The sequence below is a fragment of the Pseudomonas sp. P867 genome (genome assembly GCF_019891455.1).
Taxonomy (GTDB): Bacteria; Pseudomonadota; Gammaproteobacteria; order Pseudomonadales; family Pseudomonadaceae; genus Aquipseudomonas; species Aquipseudomonas synxantha_A.
Window position 1 is genome coordinate 268491 of the sequence record NZ_JAFLXB010000001.1, and the last position, 17494, is coordinate 285984.

Sequence of the window (17494 nt, forward strand, 5' to 3'; positions counted from 1 at the left end):
GTAATGTGCAGCCCGCAATGCAAAGAGCAAAAGTGTGTGGTGAAGGTGCCGGGTGCGTCAGCTGTCGAAGGCATCTTTGAGCCAGTTCAGATCAGCAGGACCCGACGGTGTGCTTTCTATGGCGACCACATCGAAACGGCAGGGGCTGTCAGCCCAGCGATGCTCTTTTAGCAGAAAAAACTGCGCGGCGAGTATCAGTTTCTGACGCTTGCGCCCGTCGATACTGGCGAGCGCGCCACCCCATTGTGCGTGTTTTCTGTAGCGGACTTCGACGAATACTACTGTATCGCCGTCAAGCATGACCAGATCAAGCTCGCCGCGTTTACATAACCAGTTCTGCGCCAGAAGGCGCAGACCCTGTTGTTGCAGATATTTCAGCGCTTGAAGTTCGGCATCCTTGCCGCTTTGTGCGCTGGACCGCTCAGGCATCAGCGTGGGGTATCGGGCAGGCGCTGAATGGCGCCGCCGACGAACTTCGCCCATGGCATCTGGCGGTCAACGCGCTGGTTGGCGCTGATGCCCAGGTTGCCCGAGAGACCGTCGACACGGGTGTCCGGCAATGCCTTGAGTTGGCCAAGGCGCGGTGCCAGGCGGTAGGCGTCGACGCCCATCGCGTACAGGCGGCCCAGGCTGCCATTGGCTTGCGGCCATTGCGCGGCGACCTGGTTGCGCAGCGGGTCGGTGGTGTCAAGCAGCCAAGGGGTTTCGCAGAACATCACGTTGGTCATGTCCAGATACTGGTTGCGGTCGCCGCTGGCACTGAAGACATGGGACGTGGCGTAGACCGGCACATCGCCGGCGTACTGGAAGTTCAGGGTCGGCTTGATCTGCTGGGCCAGTTGCGGGGTGACCGCCAGGAAGATGAACTCGATGTCCTGGCGACGCGAAGGCTGGGCGGCAACGTCGGTGCCGACCGTGCTTTGCAGGCTCTTGGCGCGACCTTCACTTTTACGCAACTGGAACAGGTCGGCGATCTGCTGGGCCAGTGCCACTGGCTGATCGACATACTCGACGCCCATCACAGTGCCGCCATTGGCTTCCCAATCCTGGCGGAAGGCTCTGTAGACACGCTCGCCCCATTCGCCACGCGGCACCATGGCTGCAGCGCGATGCAGGCCATCGGCACGGGCGCGGCGCGACACTTCACGGGCTTCGTCTTCAGCGGCCAGGCCGAACTGGAACAGTTGCGCCGGGCCTTGGTCGGTCTCGCTGTAATTGAGTGCCAGGGTGGTGATCGGCAATTGCGGGCGTGCACTGAGTTGTTTCACCAGTGGTTTTTCCAGCGGGCCGACCACCAATTGCACGCCGGCGGCCTGGGCCTTGGCGTAGAAGTCATCGAGGGAGCTCAGGCGCGAGCTGTCGTAGAACTCGATGACCGGCGCCTTCTGCCCGGCCTGTTCGGCCTGGTAGTGAGCCGCCATGAAACCCTCTCGCAATGCCTTGCCGACCGAAGCCAATGGGCCTTCCTGCGGGAGCAGCACGGCGATCTTGTTCAGGGGCTGGCTGGCCAGTTCCTTGAGCCTGGTCAGCGGCGTGGGCAGTTGCACCGCTGCCGGGTGGCCCGGGTTCTGTGCGCGCCAGGTATCGATAGCGGCCTGTTGTTGCTCCAGGGTGCCGGCGCCCTTGACCGCCTGGGCCAGGGTCACCCAGCCATCGAGTGTCGGGTTGCCGGTGGCTTGCAACTGTTCGGCCGGCAGCGCGGCAATCAGCACCCAGATGGCTTCGTGGTTGCTTGCAGCGGCATCGCCGGTCAGCAGCGGCGCCATGGCAACCCGCTCGCGAGCGGCGGCCAGGGTCTGGCCGTCGGCTTCGTAAGCGCGGGCGTGCACGGTACCGGTGCGGATCTGCTGGTCTGCCGGCAGCTCCTTCAGGCTTTGCAGGCTGGGATGGTTCAGCGCCGCCAATGCCGCCTTGGGCTGGTTGCGAGTCATCGCCAGTTCGGCGGCCAGGGTGCTGGCAAATATCTGCGCGGCGGGTTTGAGGACGTCCAGGGGCACCTGCGCAAGGATCTGCGACGAGCGGCCGGCATTGTTCTGCTGATAGGCCAGGTCTGCCGCACTCAGGCGCAGCATGGCGGCCTTTTCTGGCGTGTTGGCGTTCGTTGCCTGTTCGAGCAGTTGCTCGATACTGGCATCCGGAGTCCGTGGCAGGTCGCCAAGGCTGGACGAGGGCGAGCTGGCACACGCGGCCAGCAAGGCAGCGAGGCAGAGGGCGGAGAGCAGCCGCAGGCAAGCGATCATGTAAGTGTTCCTGATACCGATCAAATTAGCGTGGAAGTGTACCCAAGCACTGGCCCAGGCGCGATGTTAGTGGCGTGAAACCGTGGATTTAGGTCGTGTAAATGTTGCGATTGGCAAAGGCTGGCTGAAACGGCATCCACCGTGATGGCATATTTTCAAGGCGTCTACGCGCTACAATGTGGCTTTTGCCAACCATCGAGGTGTGCGTTTTGACTGCTCCAGGTCCATTGAATTCCACTGCTGGCTCGCTTTTTGTGGTGGCGACGCCGATTGGCAACCTGGACGACATCAGTGCCCGGGCGCTGAAGGTGTTGCGCGAGGTTAAATTGATCGCGGCGGAAGACACGCGACACTCCCAACGGTTGATGCAGCATTTTGGAATCAGCACGCCACTGGCGGCGTGCCATGAGCACAATGAGCGTGAAGAAGGCAGCCGTTTCATCACCCGCTTGCTGGCCGGTGATGACGTGGCATTGATCTCCGATGCGGGTACGCCGTTGATTTCCGATCCGGGATACCACCTGGTCCGCCAGGCACGCGCCGCTGGTATCAATGTAGTGCCTGTTCCGGGAGCGTGCGCGCTGATTGCCGCATTATCTGCGGCAGGCTTGCCGTCGGATCGGTTTATTTTCGAAGGTTTCCTGCCGGCCAAGGCAGTCGGCCGTCGCGCACGCCTTCAGGCCCTGAAGGAAGAGCCGCGCACCCTGATCTTCTACGAAGCTCCGCACCGCATCCTTGAATGCCTGCAGGATATGGAACTGGTGTTCGGCGGCGAGCGGCTGGCATTGCTGGCGCGGGAGTTGACCAAGACCTTCGAAACCCTCAAAGGGCTGCCGCTGGAGGCGTTGCGGGCGTTTGTCGAGGGCGACAGCAATCAGCAGCGAGGCGAATGTGTGGTGCTGGTGGCGGGCTGGAGTGCGCCGGAGAATGAAGACGCCGTGGGCAGCGAAGCCATGCGCATCCTCGACTTGTTGCTCAAGGAGATGCCGCTCAAGCGTGCCGCTGCCCTTGCCGCAGAAATTACCGGGGTGCGTAAAAACGTGTTGTATCAAGTGGCGCTCGATAAACAGAAGGCTGAATAGTTCCGGGGTCGAATCTGTATTTCGTCTGAACATGATGGCACTGCCGCACTTTAATACTTGTCCTCAGACCTTCGTGCCGTTAACCTGCGCGGCGGAGAGTCGATTGGACAGTCGCTGCCCTCTATGAAAATTAGGGGGGGGAGGAAAGTCCGGGCTCCATAGGGCGAAGTGCCAGGTAATGCCTGGGAGGCGTGAGCCTACGGAAAGTGCCACAGAAAATAACCGCCTAAGCGCTTCGGTGCCGGTAAGGGTGAAAAGGTGCGGTAAGAGCGCACCGCACGACTGGCAACAGTTCGTGGCTAGGTAAACCCCACTTGGAGCAAGACCAAATAGGGTCCCAAGGCGTGGCCCGCGCTGGGACCGGGTAGGTTGCTAAAGATGTCCAGTGATGGCCATCGTAGACGAATGACTGTTCAAGACAGAACCCGGCTTACAGATCGACTCTCCACCTTTTTTCCTTGCGTTCGAATCTCGTGCGCAAACCCGGTAGTAACGCAAGAATCCCTCCCTGCCAAATCATTGGCAGATGCGTCTTCGTAATACCAAAAAAATCTTACTCTTAATAAATTACTTTAACTTTAAGTCGTAGCTCCATGAGCTATTTGCCGTTGTTGAGTCAAAAACATCGTCAAACTCTGGTTTCTCCTCCTCTTACCCTCCTAAATCTCCGTTCTGTAAGGCTTTTCCTTGAATCCGCGCCTTGACGGTGTGGTAGGCGCATTCCTATAGTGTGCGCAAGTGGCGGAAAGTGGCACAAAGTGGGTTTTTTGAACGTAAAACGCTAAAATTTGGAGAAACGCATCTGTGTTTCGCGGAGCTAACGCTATCAGTCTCGATGCAAAAGGCCGTCTCGCCATGCCGAGCCGGTATCGTGACGAGCTCATTTCGCGAAGTTCAGGGCAGTTAATCATCACGATTGACGCCGTTGACCCTTGTTTGTGTGTTTACCCCCTCGATGAGTGGGAGTTGATTGAAACCAAGTTGCGCGCGCTGCCTTCATTGCGTGAAGAAAACCGCCGCCTCCAGCGTTTGCTGATCGGCAATGCCGTTGACCTTGAACTCGATGGCAGCGGTCGTTTCCTGGTGCCGCCGCGTCTGCGCGAGTACGCCAAGCTCGACAAGCGCGCAATGCTGGTGGGCCAGCTGAACAAGTTCCAATTGTGGGACGAAGATGCCTGGGATGCTGTGTCTGCAGCTGACCTGGCTGCTATTCAACAACCGGGCGCCATGCCTGATGAACTGCGTGATTTGATCCTGTGACTATTGATAGCGGCTTTAACCACATCACCGTACTGCTTGACGAAGCCGTTGAGGCTCTCGCCGTACGCGCGGATGGCTGCTATTTGGATGGCACCTTCGGCAGGGGCGGGCACAGCCGTTTGATACTCAGCCAGCTCGGGCCCGACGGTAAGCTCCTCGGGTTCGACAAGGACCCTCAAGCGATTGCCACCGGGCAAGCGCTAGCGGCCGAAGACGGCCGCTTTGTCGTTGTGCAGCGCAGCTTTGCCGAGCTGGGTGTCGAAGTCGCCGAGCGCGGCATGGCAGGCAAGGTGGCCGGGGTTTTGCTCGACCTGGGCGTGTCTTCGCCGCAGCTCGACGACCCTGAGCGCGGCTTCAGCTTCATGAACGACGGCCCCCTGGATATGCGCATGGACCCCACCCGTGGGGTCAGCGCTGCCCAGTTCATCGCCACCGCACCGGTGGAAGAAATCGCCCGCGTATTCAAGGAATACGGCGAAGAACGCTTCGCCGGCCGGATGGCGCGTGCCGTGGTCGAGCGTCGGGAAATCCAGCCTTTCGAGCGTACCGCCGACCTGGCCGAAGTGTTGAAGGTCGCCAACCCGGCGTGGGAAAAGGGCAAGAACCCGGCAACTCGCGCGTTCCAGGGCCTGCGCATTCACGTCAACAACGAATTGGGCGATCTGGAAGCCGGCCTCGAAGCCGCTCTGGACGCTCTGGAAGTGGGCGGCCGCCTGGTGGTGATCAGTTTCCACTCCCTGGAAGACCGCATCGTCAAACTGTTCATGCGTCGTCTGGTCAAGGGCGAGTCCGACAACCTGCCGCGCAACCTGCCGGTACGTTTCGAAGCCTTTGTGCCGAAAATCAAAATCCATGGCAAAGCGCAGTTCGCTTCCGAAGCCGAACTCAAGGCCAACCCACGTTCCCGTAGCGCCGTCATGCGCGTCGCGGAGAAGCTGCGGTGAGCAAGCTTTTCGCCAAACCCCTGCCGGGCGGCAGCTTCTTTATGTTGCTGCTGTTTGTCGGCGTGCTGGTGTCCGCGATTGCGGTGTCCTACAGCGCCCACTGGAACCGTCAGTTGCTCAATACCCTGTATGGGGAGTTGAGCGTGCGTGACAAGGCGCAGGCGGAGTGGGGCCGGTTGATCCTCGAACAAAGTACCTGGACAGCCCACAGCCGTATCGAAGTGCTGGCCACCGAGCAGTTGAAGATGCACATTCCGGGCGCGGCCGAAGTTCGCATGGTGGCGCCATGATGAAGCTCGAAGGCGCACTCTACCCGTGGCGTTTCCGCCTGATGCTCGGCTTGCTGGCATTGATGGTGGGTGCCATCGTCTGGCGCATCTTCGACCTGCAGGTGGTCGACCGCGACTTCCTGATCGGCCAGGGTGACGCCCGCAGCCTGCGGCATATTCCAATTCCTGCGCACCGCGGCCTGATCACCGACCGTAATGGCGAGCCCCTGGCCGTCAGTACCCCGGTGACGACGCTGTGGGCCAACGCTAAAGAGCTGCAAGTTGCCAAGGACAAGTGGCCCGAGCTGGCCGCCGCCCTTGGCCAGGACCGCAAGGCCCTGACCGATCGCCTCGAAGCCCAGGCCAACAAGGAATTCATCTATCTGGTTCGCGGGCTCACACCCGAGCAGGGCCAGCAGGTGCTCGACCTTAAAATCCCCGGTGTCTACGGCATCGAGGAGTTTCGTCGTTTCTACCCGGCCGGTGAAACCACCGCGCACATGGTCGGCTTTACCGATATCGATGATCATGGTCGCGAAGGCGTTGAGCTGGCCTACGACGAATGGCTGGCCGGAGTTCCGGGCAAGCGGCAGGTCATCAAGGATCGGCGCGGCAGGCTGATCAAGGATGTCCAGGTCACCAAAAACGCCAAGGCCGGCAAGCCTCTGGCGTTGTCGATCGACCTGCGCCTGCAATACCTGGCCAACCGCGAACTGCGTAACGCGATCATCGAGAACGGCGCCAAGGCCGGTAGCCTGGTGATCATGGACGTGAAGACCGGCGAGATCCTCGCCATGGTCAACCAGCCGACCTACAACCCCAACAACCGTCGCAACCTGCAGCCGGCGATGATGCGTAACCGCGCAATGATCGACGTGTTCGAGCCCGGTTCGACCATGAAAGCCATCTCCATGAGCGCTGCCCTGGAAACCGGGCGCTGGAAACCTACCGACAAGGTCGAGGTTTACCCAGGCACCTTGCAACTTGGCAAATACACCATTCGTGACGTATCCCGCAGCGAAGGTCCGGTGCTGGATCTGACAGGCATCCTGATCAATTCCAGTAACGTGGGCATGAGTAAGGTTGCCTTCGACATTGGTGGCGAAACGATCTATCACCTGGCGCAAAAAATCGGTCTGGGGCAACCCACCGGCCTCGATTTCCCGGGTGAGCGCGTGGGCAACCTGCCGAACTACCGCGAGTGGAGAAAGGCCGAGACTGCCACGCTGTCCTACGGCTACGGCCTGTCGGTCACTGCGATCCAGTTGGCCCACGCGTTTTCGGTGTTGGCCAATAACGGCCGCATGGTGCCGCTGAGCCTGATCCATGTGGACGAACCGCCGAAAGCCAACCAGGTCATTCCGGAAAAAGTCGCCAAGACCATCCAGGGCATGCTGCAACAAGTGATCGAAGCTCCACGCGGCGTGTTCCGTGCCCAGGTGCCGGCATATCACGTGGCAGGCAAGTCGGGTACTGCGCGCAAGACATCGGTAGGCACCAAGGGCTACGCCGAAAACTCCTATCGCTCGCTGTTTGCCGGTTTTGGCCCGATGAGCGACCCGCGCTACGCCATCGTCGTGGTCATCGACGAACCGAGTAAAGCCGGCTACTTCGGTGGCCTGGTCTCGGCGCCGGTGTTCAGCAAAGTGATGTCCGGCACCCTGCGCCTGATGAACATCACGCCGGACAATCTGCCGCCGACCCAACAAGCCAACGCCGGACCACCGGCCGCCGCTGTCAAAGCCAATGGAGGGCGCGGCTGATGTCTCTGAGCCTCAACAAGATTTTTGCCCATGCCGGCCGCGATCTGCTGATTCGCGAATTGAGCCTGGACAGCCGCAACGTACGCGCCGGTGACCTGTTCCTGGCGGTGCCTGGCGGCAAGTTCGATGGTCGTGCGCATATCGCAGACGCCCTGCAGCGCGGCGCGGCGGCTGTGGCCTATGAAGTGGAAGGCGCCACTGTGCTGCCGATCACCGACGTGCCGTTGATTCCAGTCAAGGGCCTGGCTGCGCAGCTCTCTGACATCGCCGGGCGTTTTTACGGCGACCCGAGCCGCCAACTCAACCTGATCGGCGTGACCGGCACCAATGGCAAGACCAGCGTGACCCAGTTGGTCGCCCAGGCTCTTGACCTGTTGGGCCAGCACTGCGGCATCGTCGGCACCCTGGGCACTGGCTTTTATGGTGCGCTGCAAAGCGGCCTGCACACCACGCCGAACCCGATTGCCGTGCAAGCGACCCTGGCCGACCTGAAAAAGGCCGGCGCCAAGGCGGTTGCCATGGAAGTTTCCTCACATGGTCTGGATCAGGGGCGAGTGGCTGCCCTGGCCTTTGACGTTGCGGTGATGACCAACCTGTCCCGTGATCACCTCGACTACCACGGCACCATGGAGGCGTACGCCGCCGCCAAGGCCAAGCTGTTTGCCTGGAATGACCTGAAGTGCCGGGTGATCAACCTGGACGACGCATTTGGCCGTCAACTGGCTGGCGAAGAAAGCGAAGCACGCCTGATCAGTTATAGCCTGAAAGATTCCAGTGCCTACCTGTATTGCCGCGAAGCCCAGTTCAATGACGAGGGCGTACGCGCCACGTTGGTCACGCCCCAGGGCGAACACCACTTGCGCAGTACCTTGCTCGGCCGCTTCAACCTGAGCAACGTACTCGCTGCCATCGGCGCGCTGCTGGGTCTGGATTACGCCCTGGATGAAATCCTGCGCGTACTGCCCAAGCTTGAGGGCCCGGCTGGCCGTATGCAGCGCCTGGGTGGCGGCAAACAGCCGCTGGTGGTGGTCGATTACGCCCATACCCCGGATGCCCTGGAAAAAGTTCTCGAAGCCCTGCGCCCACATGCCAAGGGCAAATTGCTCTGCCTGTTCGGCTGCGGCGGTGATCGCGATCGCGGCAAGCGTCCTTTGATGGCTGAGATTGTCGAGCGTTTGGCCGACGGCGTACTCGTCACCGACGACAACCCGCGCAGTGAAGACCCAAGCCAGATTTTCGATGACATCCGTGTCGGCTTCAAAGATGCCTCCAAGGCCACCTTCGTTGCTGGTCGTGGTGCCGCCATTGCCCAACTGATTGCCAGCGCCAGCGCTGACGATGTGGTGGTGCTGGCGGGCAAGGGGCACGAGGACTACCAGGAAATCAACGGCGAGCGCCATGCCTTCTCCGATCTGGTCGAGGCTGATCACGCCTTGACTGCCTGGGAGGTCGCCCATGCTTAAAGTCATGCAGTTCAGCCAACTCACCCAGGCCCTGTCGGCCCGCGTAGTGTCGAGCGATTGCACCTTCAACGGCGTGAGTATCGACAGCCGCAACATTCAGCCTGGGCAGTTGTTTGTCGCCTTGGCAGGCCCGCGCTTCGATGGTCACGACTACCTGAACGAAGTCGCCGCCAAAGGTGCCGTCGGTGCCTTGGTACAGCGTGAAGTGCCCGACTCCACCTTGCCGCAATTGCTGGTGCCCGATACTCGCTTGGCCTTGGGTCAATTGGGTGCGCTCAACCGCGCTGCTTTTGATAAGCCGGTGGCGGCCATTACCGGCTCCAGCGGCAAGACCACGGTCAAGGAACTGCTTGCCGGTGTCCTGCGTACGCGCGGGCCGGTGCTTGCGACCCGTGGCAACCTCAACAATGATTTCGGCGCACCGCTGACCCTGCTCGAACTGGCCCCGGAGCACACGGCAGCCGTGATCGAGCTGGGGGCTTCGCGTATCGGCGAAATCGCCTACACCGTGGCGCTGACCAAGCCTCACGTGGCGATCATCAACAATGCCGGTACCGCCCATGTCGGCGAGTTCGGCGGCCCGGAAAAAATCGTCGAAGCCAAGGGTGAAATTCTTGAAGGGCTCGACGCCTCGGGCACCGCTGTGCTGAACCAGGACGACAAGGCTTTCGCGACCTGGCGTGTACGCGCCGCCGGCCGCAAGGTGCTGACGTTTGCGGTGCTCAATGCCGCGGCCGACTTCCATGCTTCAAATATCACCGTCGACGCCCGCGGTTGCCCGTCCTTCACCTTGCATACCCCGCAAGGCAGCGAACACGTGCAGCTGAACCTGCTGGGCAACCATAACGTTGCCAACGCCCTGGCCGCCGCCGCCGCCGCCCATGCCCTGGGCGTGTCGCTGTTCGGTATCGCTACGGGCCTGGGCGCGGTGCAGCCGGTCAAGGGCCGCACTGTGGCGCAATTGGCTGCCAACGGCATGCGCGTGATTGATGACACCTACAACGCCAATCAGTCCTCGGTCTGCGCCGCCATAGATCTGCTCAAGGGTTTCGATGGCCGCAAAGTACTGGTGCTGGGCGATATCGCCGAGCTGGGCGACTGGGCCGAGCAGTCCCATCGGGAAGTAGGTGCCTACGCCAGCGGCAAGGTCGACGCGCTCTACGCGGTCGGCCCGAACATGACTCACGCCGTGAGCGCCTTCGGTCCCGGTGCGCGGCATTTTGCGACGCAAGCTGAATTGATCCAGGCGCTGACGGCGACTGAACACGACAAACACACAACCATTTTGATCAAGGGATCGCGCAGCGCGGTGATGGAAAACGTCGTCGCAGCCTTGTGTGGCTCAAGTACGGAGAAACATTAATGCTGCTGCTGCTGGCTGAGTATCTGCAACAGTTCCACAAAGGCTTCGCGGTCTTTCAGTACCTGACCCTGCGCGGGATCCTGGGTGTGCTGACCGCGCTGTCTTTGTCACTGTTCCTGGGGCCGTGGATGATCCGCACCCTGCAGAACCTGCAAATTGGTCAATCGGTTCGCAACGACGGCCCGCAGTCGCACCTGTCCAAGTCCGGTACGCCGACCATGGGCGGTGCGCTGATCCTGTCGTCCATCGGCGTCAGCACCTTGCTCTGGGCCGACCTGCATAACCGCTACGTGTGGGTGGTGCTGCTGGTGACCCTGCTGTTCGGTGCCATCGGCTGGGTGGATGACTACCGCAAAGTGATCGAGAAAAACTCCAAGGGGCTGCCAAGCCGCTGGAAGTATTTCTGGCAGTCGGTGTTCGGTCTCGCTGCGGCAGTCTTCCTGTACACCACTGCGCCAAGCGCCGTGGAAACCACCTTGATCATCCCGATGCTCAAGGATGTGAGCATTCCACTGGGTGTCGGCTTCGTGGTGCTGACCTATTTCGTGATCGTCGGCTCCAGCAACGCGGTGAACCTGACCGACGGCCTTGATGGCCTGGCGATCATGCCGACGGTGATGGTTGGCGGTGCACTCGGCATCTTCTGCTACCTGTCGGGCAACGTGAAATTCGCAGAATACCTGCTAATCCCTTACGTACCGGGCGCCGGTGAGCTGATCGTGTTCTGCGGCGCGCTGATCGGTGCCGGCCTGGGGTTCCTGTGGTTCAACACCTACCCGGCACAAGTCTTCATGGGTGACGTCGGCGCGCTGGCGCTGGGCGCTGCCCTGGGCACCATTGCGGTGATCGTTCGCCAGGAAATCGTGCTGTTCATCATGGGCGGTGTGTTCGTGATGGAAACCCTGTCGGTGGTCATCCAGGTGGCTTCCTTCAAATTGACCGGGCGTCGTGTGTTCCGCATGGCGCCGATCCACCACCACTTTGAACTCAAGGGCTGGCCCGAGCCACGTGTGATTGTCCGTTTCTGGATCATCACCGTGATTCTGGTACTGGTCGGCCTTGCCACCCTGAAACTGAGGTAGAAACGAGTGTCCCTGATCGCTTCAGACCACTTCCGCATCGTTGTCGGCCTCGGCAAGAGCGGCATGTCCCTGGTTCGCTTCCTGGCGAACCGGGGCACGTCGTTTGCCGTGGCCGACACGCGGGAAAATCCACCGGAGCTGGTCACGCTGCGCCGTGACTACCCGCACGTGGAAGTGCGTTGTGGCGAGTTGGATGTCGAGTTTCTGTGCCGTGCCGATGAGCTCTACGTGAGCCCCGGCCTGGCCCTGGCTACACCCGCCCTGCAAGCTGCTGCAGCGCGTGGCGTCAAGCTGTCCGGCGATATCGATCTGTTTGCGCGTAACGCCAAGGCGCCGATCGTGGCCATCAGCGGTTCCAATGCGAAGAGCACCGTGACCACCCTGGTCGGCGAAATGGCGGCTGCGGCCGGCAAGCGCGTGGCCGTGGGCGGCAATCTTGGTGTGCCGGCGTTGGACCTGCTCAGTGACGACGTCGAGTTGTACGTGATGGAGTTGTCGAGCTTCCAGCTGGAAACCACCCACGATCTCGGCGCTGAAGTGGCCACCGTGCTGAATGTCAGCGAAGACCATATGGACCGCTACAGCGGCCTGCCGGCTTATCACCTGGCCAAGCACCGGATCTTCCGTGGCGCCAGGCAATTTGTAGTCAATCGCCAGGATGCCCTGAGCCGTCCGCTGATGGGCGAGGGCATGCCTTGCTGGACTTTCGGCCTGGGCAAACCCGATTTCAAAGGCTTCGGCATTCGCGAAGAGAACGGCGAGAAGTACCTGGCCTTCGAATTCCAGAACCTGATGCCGGTACGCGAGCTGAAGATCCGTGGCGCACATAACCAGTCCAATGCCCTGGCTGCACTGGCACTCGGTCATGCGGTTGGCCTGCCATTCGACGCGATGCTCGCCAGCCTGCGTACGTTCGCTGGCCTTGAGCATCGCTGCCAGTGGGTACGCGACCTCAATGGCGTGAGCTACTACAACGACTCCAAGGCCACCAACGTCGGTGCCGCCCTGGCTGCCATCGAGGGCCTGGGTGCCGATATCGACGGCAAGCTGGTGCTGATCGCGGGTGGTGATGGCAAGGGCGCCGACTTCAAGGACCTTGCAAATCCGGTCGCCGCCCATTGCCGCGCCGTGGTGCTGATGGGTCGCGATTCGGACCTGATCGCCGCCGCCCTCGGCGACGCGGTGCCGCAAGTACGCGCGACCTCGCTGGATGACGCCATTGCCCACTGCAAAGCCCTGGCCCAGCCGGGTGACGCGGTGCTGCTGTCGCCGGCCTGCGCCAGTTTCGACATGTTCAAGAATTACGAAGAGCGCGGTCAGCTGTTCGCCCGCGCCGTGGAGGCCTTGGCATGAGCCTCAACCTGAAAAACATCATCAAGCCGTACCCGTCGCCGATCATTACCGGGCGCGGCATCGACCTCGATTTCCCGATGCTCGCCGGGTGCCTCGCGCTGCTCGGCCTGGGCCTGGTGATGATCACTTCGGCATCCTCCGAAGTGGCTGCCGTGCAGTCGGGCAATACCCTTTACATGATGATCCGTCACCTGGTGTATCTGGTGATCGGCCTCGGCGCGTGCATCGTCACCATGATGATTCCTATCGCCACCTGGCAGCGTCTGGGCTGGCTGATGCTGATCGGCGCGTTCGGCTTGCTGGTGATGGTGATCGTGCCCGGCATCGGCCGCGAGGTGAACGGTTCGATGCGCTGGATCGGCTTCGGCGCGTTCAACGTGCAGCCCTCGGAGATCGCCAAAGTGTTCGTGGTGATCTACCTGGCCGGTTACCTGGTACGCCGTCAGAAAGAAGTGCGCGAAAGCTGGATGGGCTTCTTCAAACCCTTCATCGTGCTGCTGCCCATGGCCGGGCTATTGCTGATGGAACCCGACTTCGGTGCCACCGTGGTCATGATGGGGGCTGCGGCGGCCATGCTGTTCCTCGGCGGCGTCGGCCTGTTCCGCTTCACCTTGATGGTGGTATTGGCAGTCGCGGCGGTGACCATTCTGGTACAAGCGCAGCCTTACCGGATGGCGCGTCTGATTACCTTTACCGACCCCTGGTCCGATCAGTTCGGTTCCGGCTACCAGTTGACCCAGGCGCTGATTGCCTTCGGTCGCGGCGAGTGGCTGGGCGTGGGCCTGGGCAACAGCGTGCAGAAGCAGTTCTACCTGCCCGAAGCCCACACCGACTTCGTGTTCTCGGTACTGGCCGAAGAGCTGGGTGTCGTGGGTTCGCTGTGCACTGTCGGCCTGTTCGTATTCGTCTGTGTACGCGCCATGTACATCGGTCTGTGGGCCGAGAAGGCCAAGCAGTTCTTTGCCGCCTACGTTGCCTACGGGCTGGCGTTCCTGTGGATCGGCCAATTCCTGATCAACATCGGCGTGAACGTCGGCCTGTTGCCGACCAAGGGCCTGACCTTGCCGTTCCTCAGCTACGGTGGCAGTTCGTTGGTGATCTGCTGCGCCTGTCTTGGCTTGTTGCTGCGTATCGAGTGGGAGAGTCGAACCCACTTGGGCAGCGAAGAGATGGAGTTCAGCGAAAGCGACTTCGCCGAGGAGCCGACCCATGGGCGCTAACGTGTTGATCATGGCCGGCGGCACCGGGGGGCATGTGTTCCCGGCCCTGGCTTGCGCCCGTGAATTCCAGAACCGCGGCTATACCGTGCACTGGTTGGGTACGCCCCGTGGCATTGAAAACGAGTTGGTGCCCAATGCCGGTTTGCCCCTGCATTTGATCAACGTCACCGGCCTGCGTGGCAAGAGCAAGTTGTCCCTGCTCAAGGCGCCGTTCGTGTTGCTCAAGGCGGTCATGCAGGCACGCAGGATCATCCGCGAACTGAAGCCGGTGTGCGTGCTCGGTTTCGGTGGTTATGTGACCGGCCCTGGTGGCGTTGCGGCGAAGCTCGCTGGCGTACCGGTGATCGTGCACGAACAGAACGCCGTCGCCGGGACTGCCAACCGTCTGCTGGTGCCGTTGGCATCGCGGGTGTGTGAAGCCTTCCCGAAAACCTTCGCTGCCTCGGACAAGCTTCGTACCACCGGTAACCCAGTGCGTACCGAACTGTTCATGGCCATTGCGCGTGACGCTCTGGCCGGCCGCAAGGCGCACCTGCTGATCCTGGGCGGAAGCCTGGGCGCCGAGCCACTGAACAAATTGCTGCCTGAAGCCGTTGCGCAACTTCCTGAGACTCTGCGCCCGGAGATCTTCCACCAGGCCGGCAAGAACCATGATGAAGTCACCGCCACGCGTTATCGCGAGGCCGGTGTGGAGGCCAATGTACAGCCCTTCATCAAAGACATGGCCCAAGCCTATGGCTGGGCCGACCTGGTGGTCTGCCGCGCTGGTGCGCTGACCGTCAGTGAACTGGCCGCTGCCGGTCTGCCGTCGTTGCTGGTGCCTTTGCCCCATGCGATCGACGATCACCAGACCCGCAACGCCGAATATTTGGCCGGGGAGGGCGCTGCCTTCCTGCTGCCGCAAAGAACGACTGGCGCCGCCGATTTGGCCGCACGCCTGACCGAGGTTTTGATGCAACCGGAACGACTCAACAGCATGGCGAGCACCGCAAGCCGCCTGGCCAAACCTGACGCAACCCGCACCGTGGTCGATATCTGCCTGGAGGTGGCCCATGGTTGAGAATCAGAAAGCCATGCCGCAACCCGAGATGCGCCGCATCCGTCGCATTCACTTCGTCGGTATCGGTGGTGTGGGCATGTGCGGCATCGCCGAAGTACTGCTGAACCTGGGCTACCAGGTGTCCGGCTCGGACTTGAAAGAGTCGCCGGTCACCGAGCGTCTGAAGTCCTTCGGTGCGCAGATCTTTATCGGCCACCGTGCCGAGAACGCCGCCGAGGCCGACGTGCTGGTGGTGTCCAGTGCCGTGAACACGTCCAACCCGGAAGTGGCCACCGCCCTTGAACGCCGTATCCCGGTGGTGCCGCGTGCCGAGATGCTCGCCGAACTGATGCGCTATCGCCACGGCATCGCCGTCGCCGGTACCCATGGCAAGACCACCACCACCAGCCTGATCGCTTCGGTGTTCGCCGCCGGTGGCCTGGACCCGACGTTCGTCATCGGTGGCCGCCTGAATGCAGCCGGCACCAATGCCCAGCTCGGCACCAGCCGCTATCTGATCGCCGAAGCCGATGAGAGCGATGCGAGCTTCCTGCACCTGCAACCGCTGGTCGCCGTCGTCACCAACATCGACGAAGACCACATGGCGACCTACGACGGTGACTTCAATAAACTGAAGAAAACCTTCGTCGACTTCCTGCACAACCTGCCGTTCTACGGTCTGGCGGTGGTGTGCCTGGACGATCCGGTGGTGCGTGAAATCCTGCCGCAGGTCAAGCGTCCGACCGTGACCTACGGCTTCAGCGAAGACGCCGATGTGCGCGCAATCAATGTACGCCAGGAAGGCATGCAAACCTTCTTCACCGTGCTGCGTCCCGACCGCGAACCGCTGGATGTCTCGGTGAACATGCCGGGCAACCACAACGTGCTGAACTCCCTGGCGACCATCTGCATCGCCACCGATGAGGGCGTCAGCGATGAAGCCATCGTCGAAGGGCTGTCGCGCTTTGCCGGTGTCGGCCGTCGCTTCCAGGTCTACGGCCAGTTGCCGGTTGAAGGCGGTGACGTGATGCTGGTGGACGACTACGGTCACCACCCGACCGAAGTTGCCGCTGTGATCAAGGCCGTGCGCGGCGGCTGGCCGGAGCGCCGCCTGGTGATGGTTTACCAGCCGCACCGCTACAGCCGTACCCGCGACCTGTACGACGATTTCGTCAATGTGCTGGCCGATGCCAACGTGCTGCTGCTGATGGAGGTTTACCCGGCCGGTGAAGAACCGATCCCGGGCGCTGACAGCCGCAAGCTGTGCAACAGCATCCGCCAGCGTGGCCAACTGGACCCGATCTACATCGAGCGTGGCGTCGACCTGGCCCCTATCGTCAAGCCGTTGCTGCGCGCCGGCGACATCCTGCTGTGCCAGGGTGCCGGTGATATCGGTGGCCTTGCGCCCAAGTTGCTGGCGAGCCCGCTGTTTGCAGCCGTGGCAAAGGGGGCGTCGAAATGATCACTGACTACGGCTCCCTGTTTTCCACTGTCGCGCCTGCCGATTTCGGTCGCGTCGCTGTGCTGTTCGGCGGCAAGAGCGCTGAGCGCGAAGTGTCGCTCAAGTCCGGCAATGCCGTGCTCCAGGCGCTGCAAAGTGCCGGTGTGAACGCCTTTGGCATCGACGTCGGCGATGACTTCCTCGCCCGTCTGCAAGCCGAGAAGATCGACCGCGCCTTCATCATCCTCCATGGTCGTGGCGGTGAAGACGGCAGCATGCAAGGCCTGCTCGAATGTGCCGGCATCCCCTACACCGGTAGCGGTATCCTCGCTTCCGCGCTGGCGATGGACAAATTGCGCACCAAGCAGGTGTGGCACAGCCTGGGTATTCCGACCCCGCGTCACGCCGTGCTGTGCAGCGAAGACGATTGTATTTCTGCGGCCAAGGAACTGGGCCTGCCTTTGATCGTCAAACCAGCCCATGAAGGCTCCAGTATCGGCATGGCTAAAGTGAACTCGGCCGCCGAATTGATCGACGCATGGAAAGCGGCAAGTACCTATGATTCGCAAGTGTTGGTGGAACAGTGGATTTCCGGTCCCGAGTACACCATCGCCACCCTGCGTGGCCAGGTATTGCCGCCCATCGCTTTGGGCACGCCCCACACCTTTTATGACTACGACGCTAAGTACCTGGCTTCCGATACCCAGTACCGGATCCCATGTGGCCTCGAAGCAACCAAGGAACAGCAATTGATGGACCTCACGGCGAAAGCCTGTGAGGCGTTGGGTATCGCCGGTTGGGCGCGGGCAGACGTGATGCAGGATGACCAAGGGAATTTCTGGTTCCTTGAAGTCAACACCGCACCGGGGATGACCGACCACAGCCTGGTGCCGATGGCCGCTCGCGCAGCCGGCCTGGATTTTCAGCAGTTGGTGCTGGCGATCCTGGCGGCAAGTATCGAGTCACGAGGCTAAG

General features: G+C 61.5%; 15 protein-coding genes and 1 other RNA gene. 14 read left to right on the forward strand and 2 right to left on the reverse strand.

Going from position 1 to position 17494, the window contains the following annotated elements; translation table 11 throughout:
• Positions 1-57: 57 nt before the first annotated feature.
• Together J1G33_RS01340 and J1G33_RS01345 are read right to left on the reverse strand one after the other, a co-directional pair.
• On the reverse strand, positions 58-429 hold the full coding sequence (locus J1G33_RS01340; RefSeq protein WP_005784926.1) for a YraN family protein: 372 nt from the start codon (positions 427-429) through the stop codon (positions 58-60).
• Entirely contained in the window at positions 429-2240 is a 1812-nt protein-coding gene (locus J1G33_RS01345) for a penicillin-binding protein activator (RefSeq protein WP_032877729.1), read from the reverse strand. The genes J1G33_RS01340 and J1G33_RS01345 overlap by 1 nt, the downstream gene beginning before the upstream one ends.
• 176 nt (positions 2241-2416) lie before the next feature.
• Here J1G33_RS01345 and rsmI point away from each other — a divergent pair, with 176 nt between their 5' ends.
• From rsmI to J1G33_RS01415, 14 genes are all read left to right on the forward strand, one after another.
• Entirely contained in the window at positions 2417-3322 is a 906-nt protein-coding gene (rsmI, locus tag J1G33_RS01350; RefSeq protein ID WP_164699512.1) for a 16S rRNA (cytidine(1402)-2'-O)-methyltransferase, read from the forward strand.
• Positions 3323-3417: 95 nt separating this feature from the next.
• Positions 3418-3771: RNase P RNA component class A (gene rnpB, locus J1G33_RS01355), an RNA gene on the forward strand.
• 355 nt (positions 3772-4126) lie between these two features.
• The gene (gene mraZ / locus J1G33_RS01360; RefSeq protein ID WP_003171868.1) at positions 4127-4582 is read left to right on the forward strand and encodes a division/cell wall cluster transcriptional repressor MraZ; all 456 of its coding nucleotides are present in this window, start codon (positions 4127-4129) and stop codon (positions 4580-4582) included.
• A 2-nt stretch (positions 4583-4584) separates the two neighbouring features.
• Positions 4585-5526, forward strand: a complete 942-nt coding sequence (rsmH, locus tag J1G33_RS01365; RefSeq protein ID WP_223017697.1) for a 16S rRNA (cytosine(1402)-N(4))-methyltransferase RsmH — start codon at positions 4585-4587, stop codon at positions 5524-5526.
• Positions 5523-5816, forward strand: coding sequence for a cell division protein FtsL (gene ftsL / locus J1G33_RS01370; RefSeq protein WP_003188663.1), 294 nt, complete (start codon positions 5523-5525; stop codon positions 5814-5816). Before rsmH ends, ftsL begins: the two co-directional genes overlap by 4 nt.
• Positions 5816-7558 (forward strand): penicillin-binding protein 2, encoded by a 1743-nt coding sequence (locus J1G33_RS01375; protein WP_164699553.1) that lies wholly within the window; start codon positions 5816-5818, stop codon positions 7556-7558. The genes ftsL and J1G33_RS01375 overlap by 1 nt, the downstream gene beginning before the upstream one ends.
• The gene (locus J1G33_RS01380; protein ID WP_005784935.1) at positions 7558-9021 is read left to right on the forward strand and encodes a UDP-N-acetylmuramoyl-L-alanyl-D-glutamate--2,6-diaminopimelate ligase; all 1464 of its coding nucleotides are present in this window, start codon (positions 7558-7560) and stop codon (positions 9019-9021) included. Before J1G33_RS01375 ends, J1G33_RS01380 begins: the two co-directional genes overlap by 1 nt.
• Complete coding sequence (murF, locus tag J1G33_RS01385) at positions 9014-10384, forward strand: UDP-N-acetylmuramoyl-tripeptide--D-alanyl-D-alanine ligase (RefSeq protein ID WP_078820310.1); 1371 nt, start codon at positions 9014-9016, stop codon at positions 10382-10384. The genes J1G33_RS01380 and murF overlap by 8 nt, the downstream gene beginning before the upstream one ends.
• Positions 10384-11466, forward strand: coding sequence for a phospho-N-acetylmuramoyl-pentapeptide-transferase (gene mraY, locus J1G33_RS01390; RefSeq protein ID WP_005784939.1), 1083 nt, complete (start codon positions 10384-10386; stop codon positions 11464-11466). Before murF ends, mraY begins: the two co-directional genes overlap by 1 nt.
• Before the next feature lie 6 nt (positions 11467-11472).
• Positions 11473-12819 carry a UDP-N-acetylmuramoyl-L-alanine--D-glutamate ligase gene (gene murD, locus J1G33_RS01395; RefSeq protein ID WP_005784940.1) on the forward strand — a complete coding sequence of 449 codons (1347 nt, stop codon included), beginning with the start codon at positions 11473-11475 and terminating at the stop codon, positions 12817-12819.
• 8 nt (positions 12820-12827) lie between these two features.
• Positions 12828-14039, forward strand: coding sequence for a putative lipid II flippase FtsW (gene ftsW / locus J1G33_RS01400; RefSeq protein ID WP_164365925.1), 1212 nt, complete (start codon positions 12828-12830; stop codon positions 14037-14039).
• On the forward strand, positions 14029-15099 hold the full coding sequence (gene murG / locus J1G33_RS01405; protein ID WP_032877722.1) for an undecaprenyldiphospho-muramoylpentapeptide beta-N-acetylglucosaminyltransferase: 1071 nt from the start codon (positions 14029-14031) through the stop codon (positions 15097-15099). The genes ftsW and murG overlap by 11 nt, the downstream gene beginning before the upstream one ends.
• Positions 15092-16540 (forward strand): UDP-N-acetylmuramate--L-alanine ligase, encoded by a 1449-nt coding sequence (gene murC / locus J1G33_RS01410; protein ID WP_005784945.1) that lies wholly within the window; start codon positions 15092-15094, stop codon positions 16538-16540. Before murG ends, murC begins: the two co-directional genes overlap by 8 nt.
• On the forward strand, positions 16537-17493 hold the full coding sequence (locus J1G33_RS01415) for a D-alanine--D-alanine ligase (RefSeq protein WP_032877721.1): 957 nt from the start codon (positions 16537-16539) through the stop codon (positions 17491-17493). The genes murC and J1G33_RS01415 overlap by 4 nt, the downstream gene beginning before the upstream one ends.
• Position 17494: the final 1 nt, after the last annotated feature.